Annotated in this window: 13 protein-coding genes; 9 read left to right on the top strand and 4 right to left on the bottom strand. The window is 42.4% G+C overall.

Translation table 11 applies throughout. The annotated features are described in order from the left end of the window. The first annotated feature begins 30 nt into the window (after window positions 1-30). From AC1DQW_RS02820 to AC1DQW_RS02845, 6 genes are all read left to right on the top strand, one after another. Window positions 31-3,309, top strand: coding sequence for a SusC/RagA family TonB-linked outer membrane protein (locus tag AC1DQW_RS02820; protein ID WP_477452748.1), 3,279 nt, complete (start codon window positions 31-33; stop codon window positions 3,307-3,309). A 13-nt stretch (window positions 3,310-3,322) separates the two neighbouring features. Next, the gene (locus AC1DQW_RS02825; RefSeq protein ID WP_477452749.1) at window positions 3,323-4,897 is read left to right on the top strand and encodes a SusD/RagB family nutrient-binding outer membrane lipoprotein; all 1,575 of its coding nucleotides are present in this window, start codon (window positions 3,323-3,325) and stop codon (window positions 4,895-4,897) included. Window positions 4,898-4,976: 79 nt separating this feature from the next. Further along, the gene (locus tag AC1DQW_RS02830) at window positions 4,977-5,795 is read left to right on the top strand and encodes a glycerophosphodiester phosphodiesterase family protein (RefSeq protein WP_477452750.1); all 819 of its coding nucleotides are present in this window, start codon (window positions 4,977-4,979) and stop codon (window positions 5,793-5,795) included. A 112-nt stretch (window positions 5,796-5,907) separates the two neighbouring features. Further along, on the top strand, window positions 5,908-6,396 hold the full coding sequence (locus AC1DQW_RS02835) for a peptide deformylase (protein ID WP_477452751.1): 489 nt from the start codon (window positions 5,908-5,910) through the stop codon (window positions 6,394-6,396). Window positions 6,397-6,861: 465 nt separating this feature from the next. Then, window positions 6,862-7,311 carry a MarR family winged helix-turn-helix transcriptional regulator gene (locus AC1DQW_RS02840; RefSeq protein WP_477452752.1) on the top strand — a complete coding sequence of 150 codons (450 nt, stop codon included), beginning with the start codon at window positions 6,862-6,864 and terminating at the stop codon, window positions 7,309-7,311. Window positions 7,312-7,350: 39 nt separating this feature from the next. Beyond that, window positions 7,351-8,277, top strand: coding sequence for a DUF6268 family outer membrane beta-barrel protein (locus AC1DQW_RS02845; protein ID WP_477452753.1), 927 nt, complete (start codon window positions 7,351-7,353; stop codon window positions 8,275-8,277). Window positions 8,278-8,390: 113 nt separating this feature from the next. Here AC1DQW_RS02845 and AC1DQW_RS02850 read toward each other — a convergent pair whose 3' ends face one another. The 3 genes from AC1DQW_RS02850 to AC1DQW_RS02860 all read right to left on the bottom strand — a co-directional run bounded on the left by AC1DQW_RS02850 (window position 8,391) and on the right by AC1DQW_RS02860 (window position 10,752). Continuing rightward, window positions 8,391-9,287: a helix-turn-helix domain-containing protein gene (locus AC1DQW_RS02850; protein WP_477452754.1), complete on the bottom strand. Its 897-nt coding sequence runs from the start codon at window positions 9,285-9,287 to the stop codon at window positions 8,391-8,393. A 60-nt stretch (window positions 9,288-9,347) separates the two neighbouring features. After that, on the bottom strand, window positions 9,348-10,166 hold the full coding sequence (locus AC1DQW_RS02855; protein WP_477452755.1) for an SDR family NAD(P)-dependent oxidoreductase: 819 nt from the start codon (window positions 10,164-10,166) through the stop codon (window positions 9,348-9,350). Between the two features lie 235 nt (window positions 10,167-10,401). Further along, a complete protein-coding gene (locus tag AC1DQW_RS02860) occupies window positions 10,402-10,752 on the bottom strand; it encodes a winged helix-turn-helix transcriptional regulator (RefSeq protein WP_477452756.1) in 351 nt (116 codons plus the stop codon). Window positions 10,753-10,761: 9 nt separating this feature from the next. On the opposite strand from AC1DQW_RS02860, the gene AC1DQW_RS02865 reads away from it, so the two are divergent. The 3 genes from AC1DQW_RS02865 to AC1DQW_RS02875 all read left to right on the top strand — a co-directional run bounded on the left by AC1DQW_RS02865 (window position 10,762) and on the right by AC1DQW_RS02875 (window position 14,201). Then, window positions 10,762-11,616 (top strand): NADPH-dependent F420 reductase, encoded by an 855-nt coding sequence (locus AC1DQW_RS02865; RefSeq protein ID WP_477452757.1) that lies wholly within the window; start codon window positions 10,762-10,764, stop codon window positions 11,614-11,616. Between the two features lie 339 nt (window positions 11,617-11,955). Then, window positions 11,956-13,347 carry a Gfo/Idh/MocA family protein gene (locus AC1DQW_RS02870; protein ID WP_477452758.1) on the top strand — a complete coding sequence of 464 codons (1,392 nt, stop codon included), beginning with the start codon at window positions 11,956-11,958 and terminating at the stop codon, window positions 13,345-13,347. A gap of 143 nt (window positions 13,348-13,490) precedes the next feature. Further along, window positions 13,491-14,201, top strand: a complete 711-nt coding sequence (locus tag AC1DQW_RS02875; protein ID WP_477452759.1) for a DUF4397 domain-containing protein — start codon at window positions 13,491-13,493, stop codon at window positions 14,199-14,201. Between the two features lie 112 nt (window positions 14,202-14,313). On the opposite strand, the gene AC1DQW_RS02880 is transcribed toward AC1DQW_RS02875, so the two are convergent. Further along, window positions 14,314-14,991 (bottom strand): DUF5686 family protein (locus AC1DQW_RS02880; protein WP_477452760.1); only part of this gene is annotated, 678 nt, incomplete at its 5' end.

Consider the following 14,991-nt stretch of genomic DNA (forward strand, 5'->3'; position numbering starts at 1 on the left):
AGCAAAATTCTCACCCTTAAATTTTAGCAGATGAATAAGTTTTACCAACGATTAACAACCGTTATTACGGTTTTGTTATTTTGTATTGCGCCGTCTATATTATTAGCCCAAAGCAAAATAAGCGGTACAGTTACCGACGAAAATCACTTACCACTACCAGGTGTAAGTGTAAGAATTAAAGATCAAAACAAAGGAACAGTAACCGATATTGAAGGCCGTTACATTATTTCGGCAAGCGCGGGTCAAACACTTTCTTTTTCATTTATCGGCTACACACCACAATCTGTTGTGGTAAGTGATAAGGCGGTAATTAACATTAGCCTTACCGGTGATAACAAAACATTAAACGAGGTAGTTGTTACCGCGCTTGGTGTAAAAAAGGAAACCAGGCGAATTGGTTACGCCATACAAGCCGTAAACGGCGATGCATTAACCACAGCCCGCGACCCCAACCCTATTACAGGTTTAATAGGTAAGGTTGCCGGTGTAAGTGTAGGTCCATCTGCCGAGTTATTGGGCAATCCAAATGTTTTAATAAGAGGTAACCAGGTATCCTTATATGTAGTTGATGGTTTCCCTATTAATACGGATACCTATAACATCAGCCCCGATGATATTGAAACTTATACCGTACTAAAAGGTCCTGCCGCGGCGGCACTGTACGGTAACCGCGCATCATTTGGCGCTATTTTAATCACCACAAAAAAAGGTGAGAAGAATAAAAAAGGCTTAACTGTTGATATTAACAGCAGTACTGTACTTAACACCGGCTTTTTAGCCTTCCCGCGTACGCAAAGCACATTTGGTCCGGGCGAAAATACCTTTTATACTTTTGTTGATGGTAAAGGCGGCGCACCAGGCGGCGTGGACGGTGACTATGATGTTTGGGGCCCGTACTTTGCAGGCCAGCTAATACCACAGTATGATAGCCCCGTTATTAACGGTGTTCGCCAGGCTACCCCATGGACAGCCCGTGGTAAAAACAACCTCAAAAACTTTTTACAGATAGGTACGCAAACCAACAATAACGTATCCTTAGGGGCAGTTGGCGATACTTATGTAACCCGTTTTTCGGTTTCGCAGCAACATCAAACCAGCTATATCCCTTCACAATACCTCAATATAGCTAATGCTAACTTTTACGCTTCGTTTAACCCTATCCCAAAATTAAAATTTGAAGCCAATGTTAATTATAACAGGCAGTCAACAGATAATTTCCCGGACGTTCAATACGGCCCTAACAGTATCATCTATAACATTGCTGTTTGGACAGGCGCCGACTGGGATGTAAACGCACCTGATATTAAAGCCATCTGGCAGCCAGGCAAAGTTGGCGTTCAATCGCAGTTTGCCGAGTATCAGCGTTACCATAACCCTTATTTGTTAACCCAGAAATGGACCCGCGGCCATTATAAAAATGACACCTACGGTTACCTGTCTGGAAACTATAAGTTTAACGATCATGTAAACGTAACCCTGCGTTCGCAAATTGATACCTATAACATTTTACGTACAGAGGATCTTCCGTTTTCGGCCCACCCGTACGGCCGTGAAGGTAACCAGGGCGATTACCGCGAAGACCGCCGCGACCTGTTTGATAACAATACCGAGTTAATGGTGAACTATAACTTTACCGTTAAAAAGTTTTTAAACCTATCGGGCGTTGTTGGTTCAAACCTTCGCAGCTTAAATTATAACTCAAGCTGGACATCTACCGATTACCTGAACGTACCAGAAGTTTACGCTTTCAGTAACTCAAAAAACCCAATCCAGTCAACCAGCTTTAACTCGGCCGAAAGGGTATTTAGCTACTATGCATCATTAGATGCCTCGTTTGGTAAATATGCTACTTTATCGGGCACTTTTCGCCGCGATAAATCAAGCGCGTTCCAGAATGTTACTACCTATGGTTATCCAAGCGTATCGGCAGCTACAGTAATTTCTGATTACATTAAACTGCCCGAATTTATTTCGTTCTTAAAAGCCCGCGGTTCATTTGCAAGCATTAAAACAGATGCTTCAAGCTCAACCATAGGTCCGGCTCCTTACAGCTCTATCACCGCGTTTGGTGGCAGCACAGGTGCATCATTATTTAACAACCCGCTGGGTTATGGCTCTACTTATAGATCGCCATATAATGGCCCTACTTATGCGCTAAACACATCGTATAGCATCAATAAACCTTATAACAACCAGGCGGCAGGTTATGCATCTGACTACCTGTACCAGGAAAACATCAAAACGCTTACCCGTATCAACTACGAGGAAGGCTTTGATATCAAATTTTTACAGAACCGTTTAGGGTTTAGCGGTACAGCGTTTCAATACATAGATGGTCCGCAAATATTACAAAACGGTATTTCACCATCAACCGGGTACGCTTATGAATTCCTTAATGCTTTGAAAACCAAAAAAACAGGTTATGAAGGTTCATTAGAGGGTACACCAATTAAAAACTTAGGCGGCTTTACCTGGAATGTTTTGGTTAACGTAGCAACCTTTAAGGAAATTTATACCGAATTACCTAAAGGCCAGGATATCTACAATACATTTTTTAAAGTAGGCGACCGTGTAGATAAATTATATGGCAGCGCCTTTGTACGTTCGCCACAAGGACAAATAGTTAATGATGCTGCAGGTAAACCATTAGCATTACCTGTTGCACAATACCTGGGCAACGAAAATGCCAAATACACCTGGAGCATTTACAACAAGATCCGTTACAAAAACCTAAGTATGGGTTTCCAGTTTGACGGTGCTGTTGGTGGTGTTATTGTTGATTACATGCACAATAAAACCATGCGTGGCGGCGCCAATATTGAAACGGCTACCGGCGCCCTTGGTGACGCGCGTTACAAAGACTGGCAAAACTTTGGTAAAACCGGCTATAACGGCAGCTACGTAGGCGAAGGTGTTGTGGTATCAAACAATACAGCTATTAACTACGATTCAAAAACAGGTGCAGTATTAAACTATAACTCCCTGCAATTTGCGGCCAACAAGCAAACTGCTTTTGTACAGGATTATGCCAGTAAATATTATGGCGTGGATGAATCAAACCTGATGAGCAAAACTTTTTCTAAACTGCGTGAGGTTACTTTCTCATATGATTTCCCTAAGGCGTGGTTACAAAAAAGCTTTATTCAGAAAATCTCGGCATCACTTTATGGCCGTAACTTATTGTACTTCTATAAAGATAAACGCTTTAAAGATGTAGATCTGGATCAGTACAATGGCGCTGTTGCACAAACAGGGTTGCAATCGCCAACAGTACGCAGCTACGGCTTCAACTTAAATTTATCATTCTAATTAACAGATGAATATGAAAAAGATATTTAGAATTTACCTACTGCCGGTATTTATGATACTAACAGTAACCGGTTGTAAAAAGAGTTTCCAGGATTTAACGGTAAATAACAACGTACCCAACGCAGTACCTGCTTCGCTGCTTTTCAATGGCGTATTAAATAGCATGGTGGAATACCCGGATAACTCAAAGGAAATTTATTGCCAGTATTACATTTACAACTACGATTATTATGGCAATAACCGTTATGATTTTGGCAGCGGCGATAACTATTATACCGCACTTAAAAATGTGCTGGCAATGGAAGACCAGGCTTTAAAAGCAGGTCAGCCTGCGCTTAACCCATATAGCGCCATCGCTAAATTTTTTAAAGCTTATTTTTTCAGTAAAATGAGCATGGAAGAAGGCGATATCCCGATGACCCAGGCTTTACAGGGATTAAAAAACCTTACCCCTGCTTATGATACCCAAAAAGCGGTTATGGTACAATCGCTGGCCTGGTTAGAGAGCGCCAACAGCGATCTGGCTACACTTATTGCAGCCAAAGGAAATGTACTTACCGGCGATATTTACTTTAGCGGCGATCTTACAAAATGGCAAAAAGTTGTAAACGCCTTCAGGATAAGGCTATTGATACAACTAAGCAAAAAAACAACTGATATTGATGTTGTTGCACAGTTTGCCGCGGTAGTTGGCAACCCAACCAAATATCCGGTTATGGAAAGCGCTGCTGATAACCTTCAGTTTAATTTTCTTAGCCCAACTAATTATTACCCGCAAACACCAGATAACTTTGGTCAAAGCGGATCAAGACAAAACACATCTGCTACCTATATAGGTTTGCTAACCGGCTTAAAAGACCCGCGTGTTTATGTAACAGCCGAGCCTGCCCGCGATAATGTTGATAATTTACATCAAAGCCCAACTGCATTTTCTTCGTTCATCGGCGCCGATCCGGGTCTGGATCTGGGTGTGATGTATAACAATGCCGGTTTGCAGAAATATTCGTTTCTGAACAGGAAACGTTATTATTCTACTTATACCGGCGAGCCAAGCATACAAATAGGTTACCCCGAACTGATGTTTAATATTGCCGAAGGTATTAATCGCGGTTGGGCAACCGGAGATGCGGAGAGCTACTACAAAAAAGGGATCCAGGCTTCATTTGATTACTATGGCATCCCAACAGGCACGGGTACTTTTACCGCTTACTTTTATCGTCCCGGATCAAAAAGCACTGCCGATATAGGCAACTATGATACTTATCCTATTAGTGTTAACTGGGATGCCTATTACGCCCAGGCAGGTGTTAAATACACCGCTGACGCAGCCGGCCTGACCAAAATATTACAGCAAAAGTACCTAGCATTGTTTCGCCACTCCGGGCTGGAATCATACTTTACCTATCGCCGTACCGGCCTGCCAACGTTTACAACCGGTCCGGGTACAGGAAATGGTGGACGTATAGCTTCACGGTTCCAATACCCTGCTGCCGAGCGTACATCAAATACAACCAATTACAACAAAGCGTTAGCCGATCAGTTTAGCGGCAATGATGACATTAATGGCATTATGTGGATGCTTAAATAAAATTTGTTTTTAATTAGTTTGAACAAGGCGGAATTTCGGTTCCGCCTTTGTTTTTGGCACAAAAATTAAATCTAAAACCATGCGCTTATTACAAATAACACTGATACTTTCTTTGTTATCGCCAAAAGATAGCTGGCAGCCCAACCCTGCTCCCAAAGCAAAACATAAATTTATAATAGCGGCCCACCGCGGCGACCATGTAATTTACCCCGAAAACACCTTAGCCGCCTACCGGGAAGCTATAAAAAATGAAGCCGATTACGTGGAGATTGACCTGCGCACCACTAATGATGGCGAACTGGTGAGCATGCACGATGGCACCGTAAACCGCATGACCGATGGTAAAGGAAATGTTAAAGACCTTTCCCTTGCCGAATTGCTTAACCTAAAAGTAAAATGTAAGGATACAACCATAAAAGAGATTTTCAGGATCCCGACCTTTAAACAGATCCTTTCCCTCTGCAAAAACCGGATCAATATCTACCTTGATTTTAAAGCAGCCGATCCGGAGCTGGCTTACCAAATGATAAAGGAATACGGGATGGAAAAGCAGGTATTGGTTTACATAAACAGTGCCCCGCAATATACCGGCTGGCGCAAAGCTGCGCCCCGGATACCATTAATGTTTAGCCTGCCCGATAGTGTTAAAACCACAGCAGGCATGGCCGATTTTATCGACAAATATCATCCCGATATCCTTGACGGGTCATATAGCCAATACACTAATGGCATGGTTGTATTTGCCCAAAAATACCATATCCCGGTTTGGCCCGATATCCAGAGCGCGGGCGAAGGTGCGGCTGATTGGAATAAGGCGCTGGATAAAGGTTTGAAGGGCCTGCAGACAGACCATCCGGCTGCACTGGCAAAGTTTTTGAAAGAGAAAGGCCTGAGGTAAACAAAAGCTTTTTAAAGGGCATATAATAGCTATTACAGGCACACCTGATCCCAGTAAAAATAAGTAAAATTGTACTTAGGATATTCTGTAAGTAACAAAGCTCTTCATAAAAATGAAAACACTCGATGATCTGTTAATGCTTGGAGATGAGCGCTTATATCAAACTTCGGCGCCGGTTTTAAAAACAGAGCTCCATCTTTTAAAGGATTGGGTAGCTGATATGCACAACGTGATGGAGCAGATCAGGAATAAATATCATTTTGGCCGGGCTATCGCGGCCCCGCAATTGGGCATCATGAAAAGGCTTGTTTATATGAATATAGACAGGCCCATAGTTTTTATAAATCCCGAAATAAGCGACCAAAGTGTGGAGTTTTTTGAACTATGGGATGATTGCATGAGTTTTCCAAACCTGCTGGTTAAAGTAAAAAGGCATCAAAAGATAACTGTAAACTATCTTGATGAGCAATGGCAGTCACAGCAATGGATTATGGAAGGCGACCTTTCGGAGTTATTGCAGCACGAGTACGACCATTTAAACGGCATTTTATGTACCATGAAAGCTATTGACAACACCTCGTTTAAATGGCGAACAGCATGATGTATAACCACAAAACGAATGCTTCCACCTGTATATAACCACCCCGGTTGCGTTACTATGAGCCGAATAAATTAGCTAATCGGCTCATGGCTTACAATCGTCAACATAAAGAATAGCCTGATTTAACTTATGATCTTTTCGTCAGTTATTCCCTAACCTGGTAAATCTAAAAGAGTTTACGTTGATTTTAGCCGCCTGATGCGTCGGGTTCCTCCCCCTCAATGCTATTAAGTTAAGCTGTTTTTCACGCAAAGACGCAGAGACGCAAAGTGATTTACTTAATTTTTCTTTGCCATTAACAGTAACTATTCTATCAAATACCGGTTTTTAAGGAAATATCGAAGCAATGATGCCTTGTGGTTTTTACATCGGTTCGTTTGTCTGAAATCGTAATTATCACTCTGGCATCTTTGGGATTTTTTTAATATTAGTTGATATATCAACCAATATTAATACCTTTGCTTTATGAATCACAAAGTTGAACATCCTGCCCCGCCTTCGCTGGTGGCACAAATAGGCGCTCTTTATAACAGGATATATAAAGAATGTGATAAAATTTTCCGGGAACACAACTTCCCCCTTCAGATGGACCAGATACCAGTTTTGATGGTCCTTTATTACTCAGGCGGGGTATCTCAAAAAACTATCTGTACAGACCTTGGGCGCGATAAAGCATCAGTTAACAGAACAATATCAGTTTTATTCAAGAAAGATTTTGTGAAGGTAATCCCTGATACCGTTGATAAGCGCAAAACCCATGTAAAATTGACAACAAGCGGCGAAAGTGTGGCAAAACAGGCTGACGCTATCGTGCGGAGATTCGACGCAGTGCTGTCTTCGGAACTAACAGAACAGGAAAGAAAAGAATTTGACAAAACAATGCAGAAATTAATCGGAATGGTTACACCCGGCTAACGTAACTACTCTTTCATCCAAAAAACATATCAACAAAAAATGAAAAGAAACTTTTTTCTTATGGGCATGCTATTGCCCGTACTCGGCTATTGCCAAAGTGTTGACAGCAGTAGCATGCGCAAAAAACTGACTACTACCGCGCCCCTGCTGGGCGGTGTCACCGTAACCAATAGTGTAGCCCCGGTTGATGCCGGCGGAAATACGTTTACCATACAGCAACCTATTGTAGACGTCGGTTTCCCTGTGTTTAAGGATTTTTCGGCACCTCATCCCATTCTAATAAAAGCAGGCATCCGCTACCAGGGCCTTTTTCTTTCAGACGGGCAAAATATAAGCGGCAACGAATTTCATTCCATCACCGTTCCCTTGCTGGTAAATTATTCGCTTTCGCGCTCCACCAGTATCACTTTTGTGGGTTTGGCAACCATTGGCTCCGACTTTAAACGAAGTATTGGCGCAGAGGATATTCTTTATACTGCCGGTGTGCGGATAGGCTTTCGTCAGCGCAAGGCTTTTAAATATGGCATCACGCTCGTTTATACCAGCAACTACACCGGTAAATTCCTGCTGCCGTTACCTGATATCGACTGGACGATCAGCAACAGGCTAAGCCTCACTGGCATTATACCTGCCAGGGCTTCTTTAAAGTATAAGCTGTCGGCAATGCAATCACTGGGTATTACAGCGTCACTCAACGGCAGCATGTACCGCCTGAACGGGGATGCGAAAGATCAATATATACATTTGCGGCAAAATAGCGCTGGACTCATTTATGACCTTAAACTTAGCAGGCGATGGAAATTGAACATGATTGCCGGTCATACTTTTTCGCAAAGGCTGGAAACATTTAATATGGATCAAAAAGTACCATTCGACGGATTCAGCAAATTAAACGATCGGGTAGCCAATGTCGCTTATCGTCAGAATTCCTTTATATTCCAGGGTGGGCTTAGTTATGAGTTTTAGTGTCACTATTTTTAATATTAATTAAAATTCATAATTGACGCTGCATGGCGACCCGGCTTTTTACAACAAGAACCTAAAGAGTCTATCTAAATATGTTATCAGATTCCTCCCCCTTAATTTAAGAAGCGGTCTTTGAATTTATTTGGAGTAGTGCCTACTTCTTTTTTAAAAAGACGKGAAAAATAAGTTGTATTTTCAAAGCCAAGTAAATGCGAAATTTCCGATATATTCAGTTCGCCTTCTGTCAATAAATTTTTTGCTTCACCAATCAAAAAAAGATGAATAAGCTCTAACGCCGTCTTTCCTGTTTCTTCCTTTAGTAAATCGGTTAAATAGCGGGGAGATATATGCAGCTTTTCTGCCATGAAAGACACCGTGGGTAGCCCCATATTTTTCGTTTTTCTTTCTTCAAAATTAGCAGCGAGCAATGTATTGAACTTGGTAACGGTTGAACCGGTTAATTCTGTCCGGTGAATAAACTGTCGTTTATAAAAACGCTGCGCATATTTCAGCATCGAATCAATATGACTGATGATGATCATTTTGCTATGTTCATCTGTATTATTGTTATACTCCTTTTCTATGGTGAAATACAGGTTCCAGATAATATTTTCTTCTGCCGGTGAAAGGTGCAGTGCCTCATTTACCTCGTAGTCAAAATAGCTGTATTTTTTAATTTCACTGTAGAGGGGCGTTCCAGGTAAAAAGTCCTCGTGGATAATGATCAGAAACCCCTTTTCCTCTAGCTCCATATTTTGGAAAAATACTTTCTGCTGCGGTTTGATAAATGACATAGAGCCAAGATCATGGTCGTACTTGGTTTTTCCGTATAGCATTTGCCCTGATTTCAGCTTTTTGAATCCAATGATGTAAAATGCTGAAGTAAATTCAAGTTCGCTGATGCCGGTGCAATTATCCCGTTCGCCGTAAGCCACACTAAAAAGAGGGTGCTCAGGCGGCTTTACACCAAGAACTTCATGCAGTTCGCTGATTTTTTTGAAATGCTTCATATTGTTCGCTATTATAAAAACAGGACCCGGAAAATCCGGATCCCGCTAATGTTACTTCCCTTAACCATGTGCTGCCACAGAAACATCCTGCCATGATTCCCATGTTTTCAGGCGTTCTTCGTAAGTGTATTTTACCCAAGGGTAAACAGTTTTACCCAATAGCAATCTTAATGGCGGATTTTCCGAATCCACCAGGGTAAGTAGCGCATTGGCAGTTGCTGCAGGGTTACCGGAATCTTGATCACCAGCGTGCTCATAAAAATCTTTTCTTATACCATCGTAAGCCGGCATGGATTCACTCAATGCAAGAGAGTTAGTACCGAAGAAATCTGTGGAGAAACCAGCCGGTTCCAGTATGGTTACTTTAATACCAAAACCACTTACTTCGCCAGCCAGTGTTTCGGTAAGACCTTCAATTGCAAACTTAGATGCACTATACAATCCCATTAATGATACCGTATTCAAACCCAAAGCGCTTGACAGTTGAATGATTTGTCCTGATTTTTGCTGACGCATGATGGGCACAACCGCTTGTATAGTCCATAATGAACCCAGTACATTAGTTTCAAACTGCGTCCTTACATCTTGCTCATTTAATTCCTCTACAGCTCCGATATGTCCGTAGCCGGCATTATTGATGAGTACATCGATGCGGCCAAAGTGAGATTTTGCAGTTTCAATTGCTTCAAAACTTGCTTTTTTATCAGTTACATCAAGTTTAAGCACCAAAAGATTTTTGGTAAATTCTTTTGAAAGTTCCGTTAACGCATCAGGGTTTCGAACTGCGGCTACCACATTGTCGCCGCGTTTTAGGAACGCCTCTGCCCAGATTCTGCCGAATCCGCGGGATGCGCCTGTTATAAAAATTGTTTTTGCCATTATTTTATTTTTAATATTTATAAGGACAAAGTTCGGCTAACTAATACAGCTATTCTGATACAAAAGTAGGCAATAATGAAACGTTTTTACGATAGTTAAGTATGGGAATAGCCACCGTCTTTGCAGTTCTGTTTATCTGGTCGGCCATGACATGCTCAAAAATTCAGAACCTGACTTATGAAGTTCAGACACTTGCAGTTCGTCATCCAAGGGAACGGGATGACCAAGCAAATCATTATTCCCGGTTCGTGACCTTTTTACGGTGATTTAAACCCCAGTCTTTCAGGGAATAAATGATTGGTGTCAGTGTATCGGCATATTCAGCCAATTGATAGGTGATCTTAACCGGATAACCATCGATCACGGTCCTGATGACCAACCGGTGCTGTTCCAGATCTTTCAGTTCTTTGGCCAAAACTTTGGGCGTAATACCGGGGATACTTTGCTGTATATCGGTGAACCGATCGTTTCCAACGCCTACAGAAATGATAATGGGTAGTTTCCATTTACCATTGATCACATCAAGTGCATCCCTCACGGGCTTTATCGTTTCGATGCATTCACAATACGCTTTTTTTGCTGCCATAAAACCTCATTGAAAACTATTCCACTTTCCTTTAGGAAATCACTATACAAAAGAAAGTATAAATTCACCAATTTTGCAAAAGAATTTATTAAGAATTTAAAACCAAGCGTAATGAAAATAGGAATTATAGGCACCGGCGCAATCGGCGGCATCATCGCAAAGAAATTAGCTGCAGCCGGTCACGACGTAAAGGTTTACAGCTCAGGAGGTCAGCAAAAATTGGAAGAAAAGGCTCGGGAACTGGGCGTTATGCCATCCACCAAAGACCAGATCATAGCGGATGTTGAAGTACTTATCGTATCCGTTCCCACAATAGCTGTCCCGGAATTATCAGATCTTATCGCAAAAGTTTCTGATAAGGTGATCGTGATCGACACATCGAACTATTACCCGTTCCGGGATGGCGAGATCGAAGACTTGAAGAATGGAAAAGTCGAAAGTGTATGGGTTTCGGAAACCATGGGAAGACCCGTGATCAAAGCTTTTAACAATTTACTGGCGCATAGCCTTGAATATGGTGGCAAACCTGAAGGTACCGAAGACCGTATCGCGATGGCCGTTTCAGGTGACGATGCCGACGCTAAAAGGATAGTTTCAGCCCTGGTCAACGATGCAGGGTATGACGTAGTAGATGCGGGTACACTTGTAAACTCCTGGAGACACCAGCCAGGCACTCCGGCTTATTGCACAGAACTGAACGCAGATGAACTTCGCCGGGCCCTTACCCATGGCGAAAAACAAGAAGCTGCACACCTGCGGGACTATGTTATCGGAAAATTCATGGAATTTTCAACACCGCCCACACATGAAGAAGTCGTGGCGCTTAACCGTTCATTGTTTCCTGAAAACCCTAAGAGGCATTGATCAACAAGGGTGCTATAACCGCCGGATTATCGAATGCAATCAGGCCTAGAACGTGTTAATGATGTTTATTGTCTGTTTATTCAAAAAGCAATAAAAGGTATTTGGCAAAGCGCTCCGCGGGTGTATGAAAGGTGTGTCAACGGTGCATGTAAAGTACTGCTCTGAATTTCAAATAACATTTTAAAAAAAAACATTTTTCGGAGTTGCCCCCTGAATTAAGTATTAATTAAATTTTGGTTGAAAATTAGATTTGGTTTACTAAATTGCCTTTTGTAAACCTAATTGATTGCACCTTGCCGTCAACACATCAACCAATTATTGAAAACTTAATTTATTACTATGTCAACCGACCGCAGAAAATTCATCAAGCACCTTGGAGCCTCAGTTTTACTTACCTCGGCGTCGCTCAGAAGCCTGGCAGCACAGGAAGAAAATGAACTCAGGATCCTCCGTGCCGAAAAACGCATCAGCCCGAATGATAAAATCCGAATAGCCACCATAGGCATGGGCATTATGGGTTTTGCCGATACCAAAGCAGCTTTAACAGTGCCCGGCGTAGAGTTGGTTGGCTGCTGCGACCTGTACAAGGGACGGCTTGACAGGGCAAAAGAAGTTTACGGGGCCGGCCTTTTTACTACCGGCGATCATCGTGAAATATTGGCCCGTAAAGATATTGATGCTGTTATTATTGCCACCAGCGACAACTGGCACAGCCAGATAGCCATTGATGCTATGCACAGCGGCAAAGCGGTGTATAGCGAAAAACCGATGGTGCACCAGATAAGCCAGGGCCTTGCCGAAATAAAAGCGCAGCTGGATACCAAAATGGTTTTGCAGGTAGGCAGCCAACGGGTAAGCAGCATAGCCTATAAAAAGGCTAAAGAACTATTTGAGGCGGGCGCTATCGGTAAGATCAATTCTATCGAGGCTTCGTTTAACCGGCAAAGCCCTTTGGGCGCCTGGCAATATACCATCCCATTTGATGCTTCGCCACAAAGCGTGGATTGGACGCGGTTTCAGTCAAACGCTAAAATAAAGTATGGTTATGACAGCAAACGGTTCTTCAGGTGGAGGAATTACCGTGAATATGGTACAGGCGTTGCCGGCGACCTGTTTGTGCACCTGCTTAGCGGTATCCACTTTATAACCGGGTCAAAAGGTCCCGAAAGGATCTATTCTATTGGCGACCTTGCTTACTGGAAAGACGGCCGCAATGTACCCGATGTAATGAGCGCGGTGATCCATTATGGCGAAACAAAAGAGCACCCTGCTTTCCAGGTAACACTCCGGGTTAATTTTATCAGTGGTGAAGGCGACTACGGTACAACCAAAATTGTAGGCTCCGAAGGCGTGATGGATCTTATGGGCGATGATGGCTTTAGCATCCGTAAAAGTAAAATGCCGGTTGCTACAGGTATTGGTGGCTGGGACGCTCTATCTACCTATACAGAAGCGCAGCAAAAGGCCTTAATGGACGATTATAACAAACGTTTCTCGCAAACCGATCAGCAGGCACCTACAAGCCCGGATGTTACTTACAAAACACCGGAAGGTTACAATGCCTCAAACGATCACTTTGCCAATTTCTTTGATTCTATCCGTACAGGTAGGCCGGTTGTTGAAGATGCGGTATTCGGGTTCAGGGCCGCAGCGCCTTGTTTAGCCTGTAACGACAGCTACTTCCAGAATAAAGTGATCCGTTGGGATGCCAATGCGATGAAAATAGTTTAGCCTGTAGGTAGCATCCTGCGTCTCCTGGCAATTCATATCAAAAATTATAGTACCTGCTATGGCTTAGCAATTAAAAAAACACGCTTACTGGTAGCGTTTTGCTGTTGATTATCGTATTGGTTAGAATAAATGCTAATCAACATATGAAAAAAGTTTTTACACAAGGGGCGGGCATGATCGGGATGATGTGTTTGCTCAGTTGCCTGTTAACCTCATGCCTTAAGGATAGTAATAACCATTATGTGCCACCTCCGGCCGCGCTAATCTCTGCTATAAATGCTTCGCCGGATGCTCAGCCGGTGGATTTCTACCTGGATCAAAACAGGGCAAACAACTTCTCTATTAAAAGCGGTGAAAGCCTGGATTATATCAGGGCATATACCGGGAAAAGAACCGCAACATTTTATGTACAGGGAAGTCAGCAGAAAATAAAGAGCGATACGATAACCCTTAAGGCCGACCAACTGTATTCACTGTTCCTGGCCAACCAGGTTAGCACGCCCGATCTGTTGCTGATTGCTGATTCTATAAGCCGTCCGGCTGAAGGCAAGGCTACTATCAGGTTTGTCAACTTAAGCCCCGATCCTGGTGCTACAGATCTGGCAATCAAAGGAGGCGCGATACTTGCCTCGGGAATAACCTATAAACATTACTCTGCGTTCGTCCCTGTTGAAGGCGCTACTGCTTTTACCTTTGAAATTCGCAAAGCAGGAACATCCACTGTGTTATACACACTTACCGATGTTACATTGAAAAGAAACACCATTAACACCATATGGTCGCAGGGATTTGCAGCGGCCACTGATGTAAAAAAATTCAGTGCCCATGTGCAGGAGAATGTATATTATTATTGATCTGTTTATTCTGAATCAACCAAAAATCCCTGCTTTTGGAAGAAGGCAGGGATTTTTGGTGTAATAATAGTTTCAGGCAGCACTCTGGCCAATGGCGAAATAGGAGCGATTACTAAAAATCAGGATTAATACTAAACTTAATACCATAAGCAGAACTACCAGCATGATCAAGATAATTAAATCTTCTGACTACATCTACCCGTAATAACTTAAAAATATTGCCGATGCCGGCTCCCGCTTCTATATAGGGAATAGTGCCTAAAGCATAAGTACCGTTTGCACCATTTGATCCTGTTGGAAATTTGTATAAGTTTTTTGAGTAAAGTGGATTGTTTTCATTGCGTAAACCGCCATATAAAATTTTAAATGAAAGAAATTCCCTCCACTTTAAATGTTCTATTAATGGAATCTTATTCAGAAAAAAGCCATTAAAACTGTGCGTCAGGTTCAAACCCACATAATGGTCACTTACAAACTCCAGGTAGTTCATTTGGTTGTAGGCATCAGGATCATAAGCAAAAGATTGATTAGCCGGACTGATATTCAGCAACGGAAATGGAACCTTTCCTTTTAGCACGGCGCCCAGCAATGTAATATCCGAATAACCTAATTGCGATAAATAAAACCGTTTAAAAATATTCGCACTTATATTGGTATAGCTATATGATCCATTGGCTAACCCTTTAAAACCCTGATTTATCTGCAAGTTAAAAATGGGGTATTTACTAAAAATAGTATGCCGCGACCCGGTTCCCTGTATAATTTGTTCATGAGGAGCATACCTTAGTCC

It is taken from the genome of Mucilaginibacter sp. P5_A4 (genome assembly GCF_056400605.1).

What these genes read in the sequence shown, in the direction of transcription:
- AC1DQW_RS02820 (WP_477452748.1), top strand. Translation starts at nt 31, where the DNA reads ATGAATAAGTTTTACCAACGATTAACAACCGTTATTACGGTTTTGTTA.
- AC1DQW_RS02825 (WP_477452749.1), top strand. Translation starts at nt 3,323, where the DNA reads ATGAAAAAGATATTTAGAATTTACCTACTGCCGGTATTTATGATACTA.
- AC1DQW_RS02830 (WP_477452750.1), top strand. Translation starts at nt 4,977, where the DNA reads ATGCGCTTATTACAAATAACACTGATACTTTCTTTGTTATCGCCAAAA.
- AC1DQW_RS02835 (WP_477452751.1), top strand. Translation starts at nt 5,908, where the DNA reads ATGAAAACACTCGATGATCTGTTAATGCTTGGAGATGAGCGCTTATAT.
- AC1DQW_RS02840 (WP_477452752.1), top strand. Translation starts at nt 6,862, where the DNA reads ATGAATCACAAAGTTGAACATCCTGCCCCGCCTTCGCTGGTGGCACAA.
- AC1DQW_RS02845 (WP_477452753.1), top strand. Translation starts at nt 7,351, where the DNA reads ATGAAAAGAAACTTTTTTCTTATGGGCATGCTATTGCCCGTACTCGGC.
- AC1DQW_RS02855 (WP_477452755.1), bottom strand. Translation starts at nt 10,166, where the DNA reads ATGGCAAAAACAATTTTTATAACAGGCGCATCCCGCGGATTCGGCAGA.
- AC1DQW_RS02860 (WP_477452756.1), bottom strand. Translation starts at nt 10,752, where the DNA reads ATGGCAGCAAAAAAAGCGTATTGTGAATGCATCGAAACGATAAAGCCC.
- AC1DQW_RS02870 (WP_477452758.1), top strand. Translation starts at nt 11,956, where the DNA reads ATGTCAACCGACCGCAGAAAATTCATCAAGCACCTTGGAGCCTCAGTT.
- AC1DQW_RS02875 (WP_477452759.1), top strand. Translation starts at nt 13,491, where the DNA reads ATGAAAAAAGTTTTTACACAAGGGGCGGGCATGATCGGGATGATGTGT.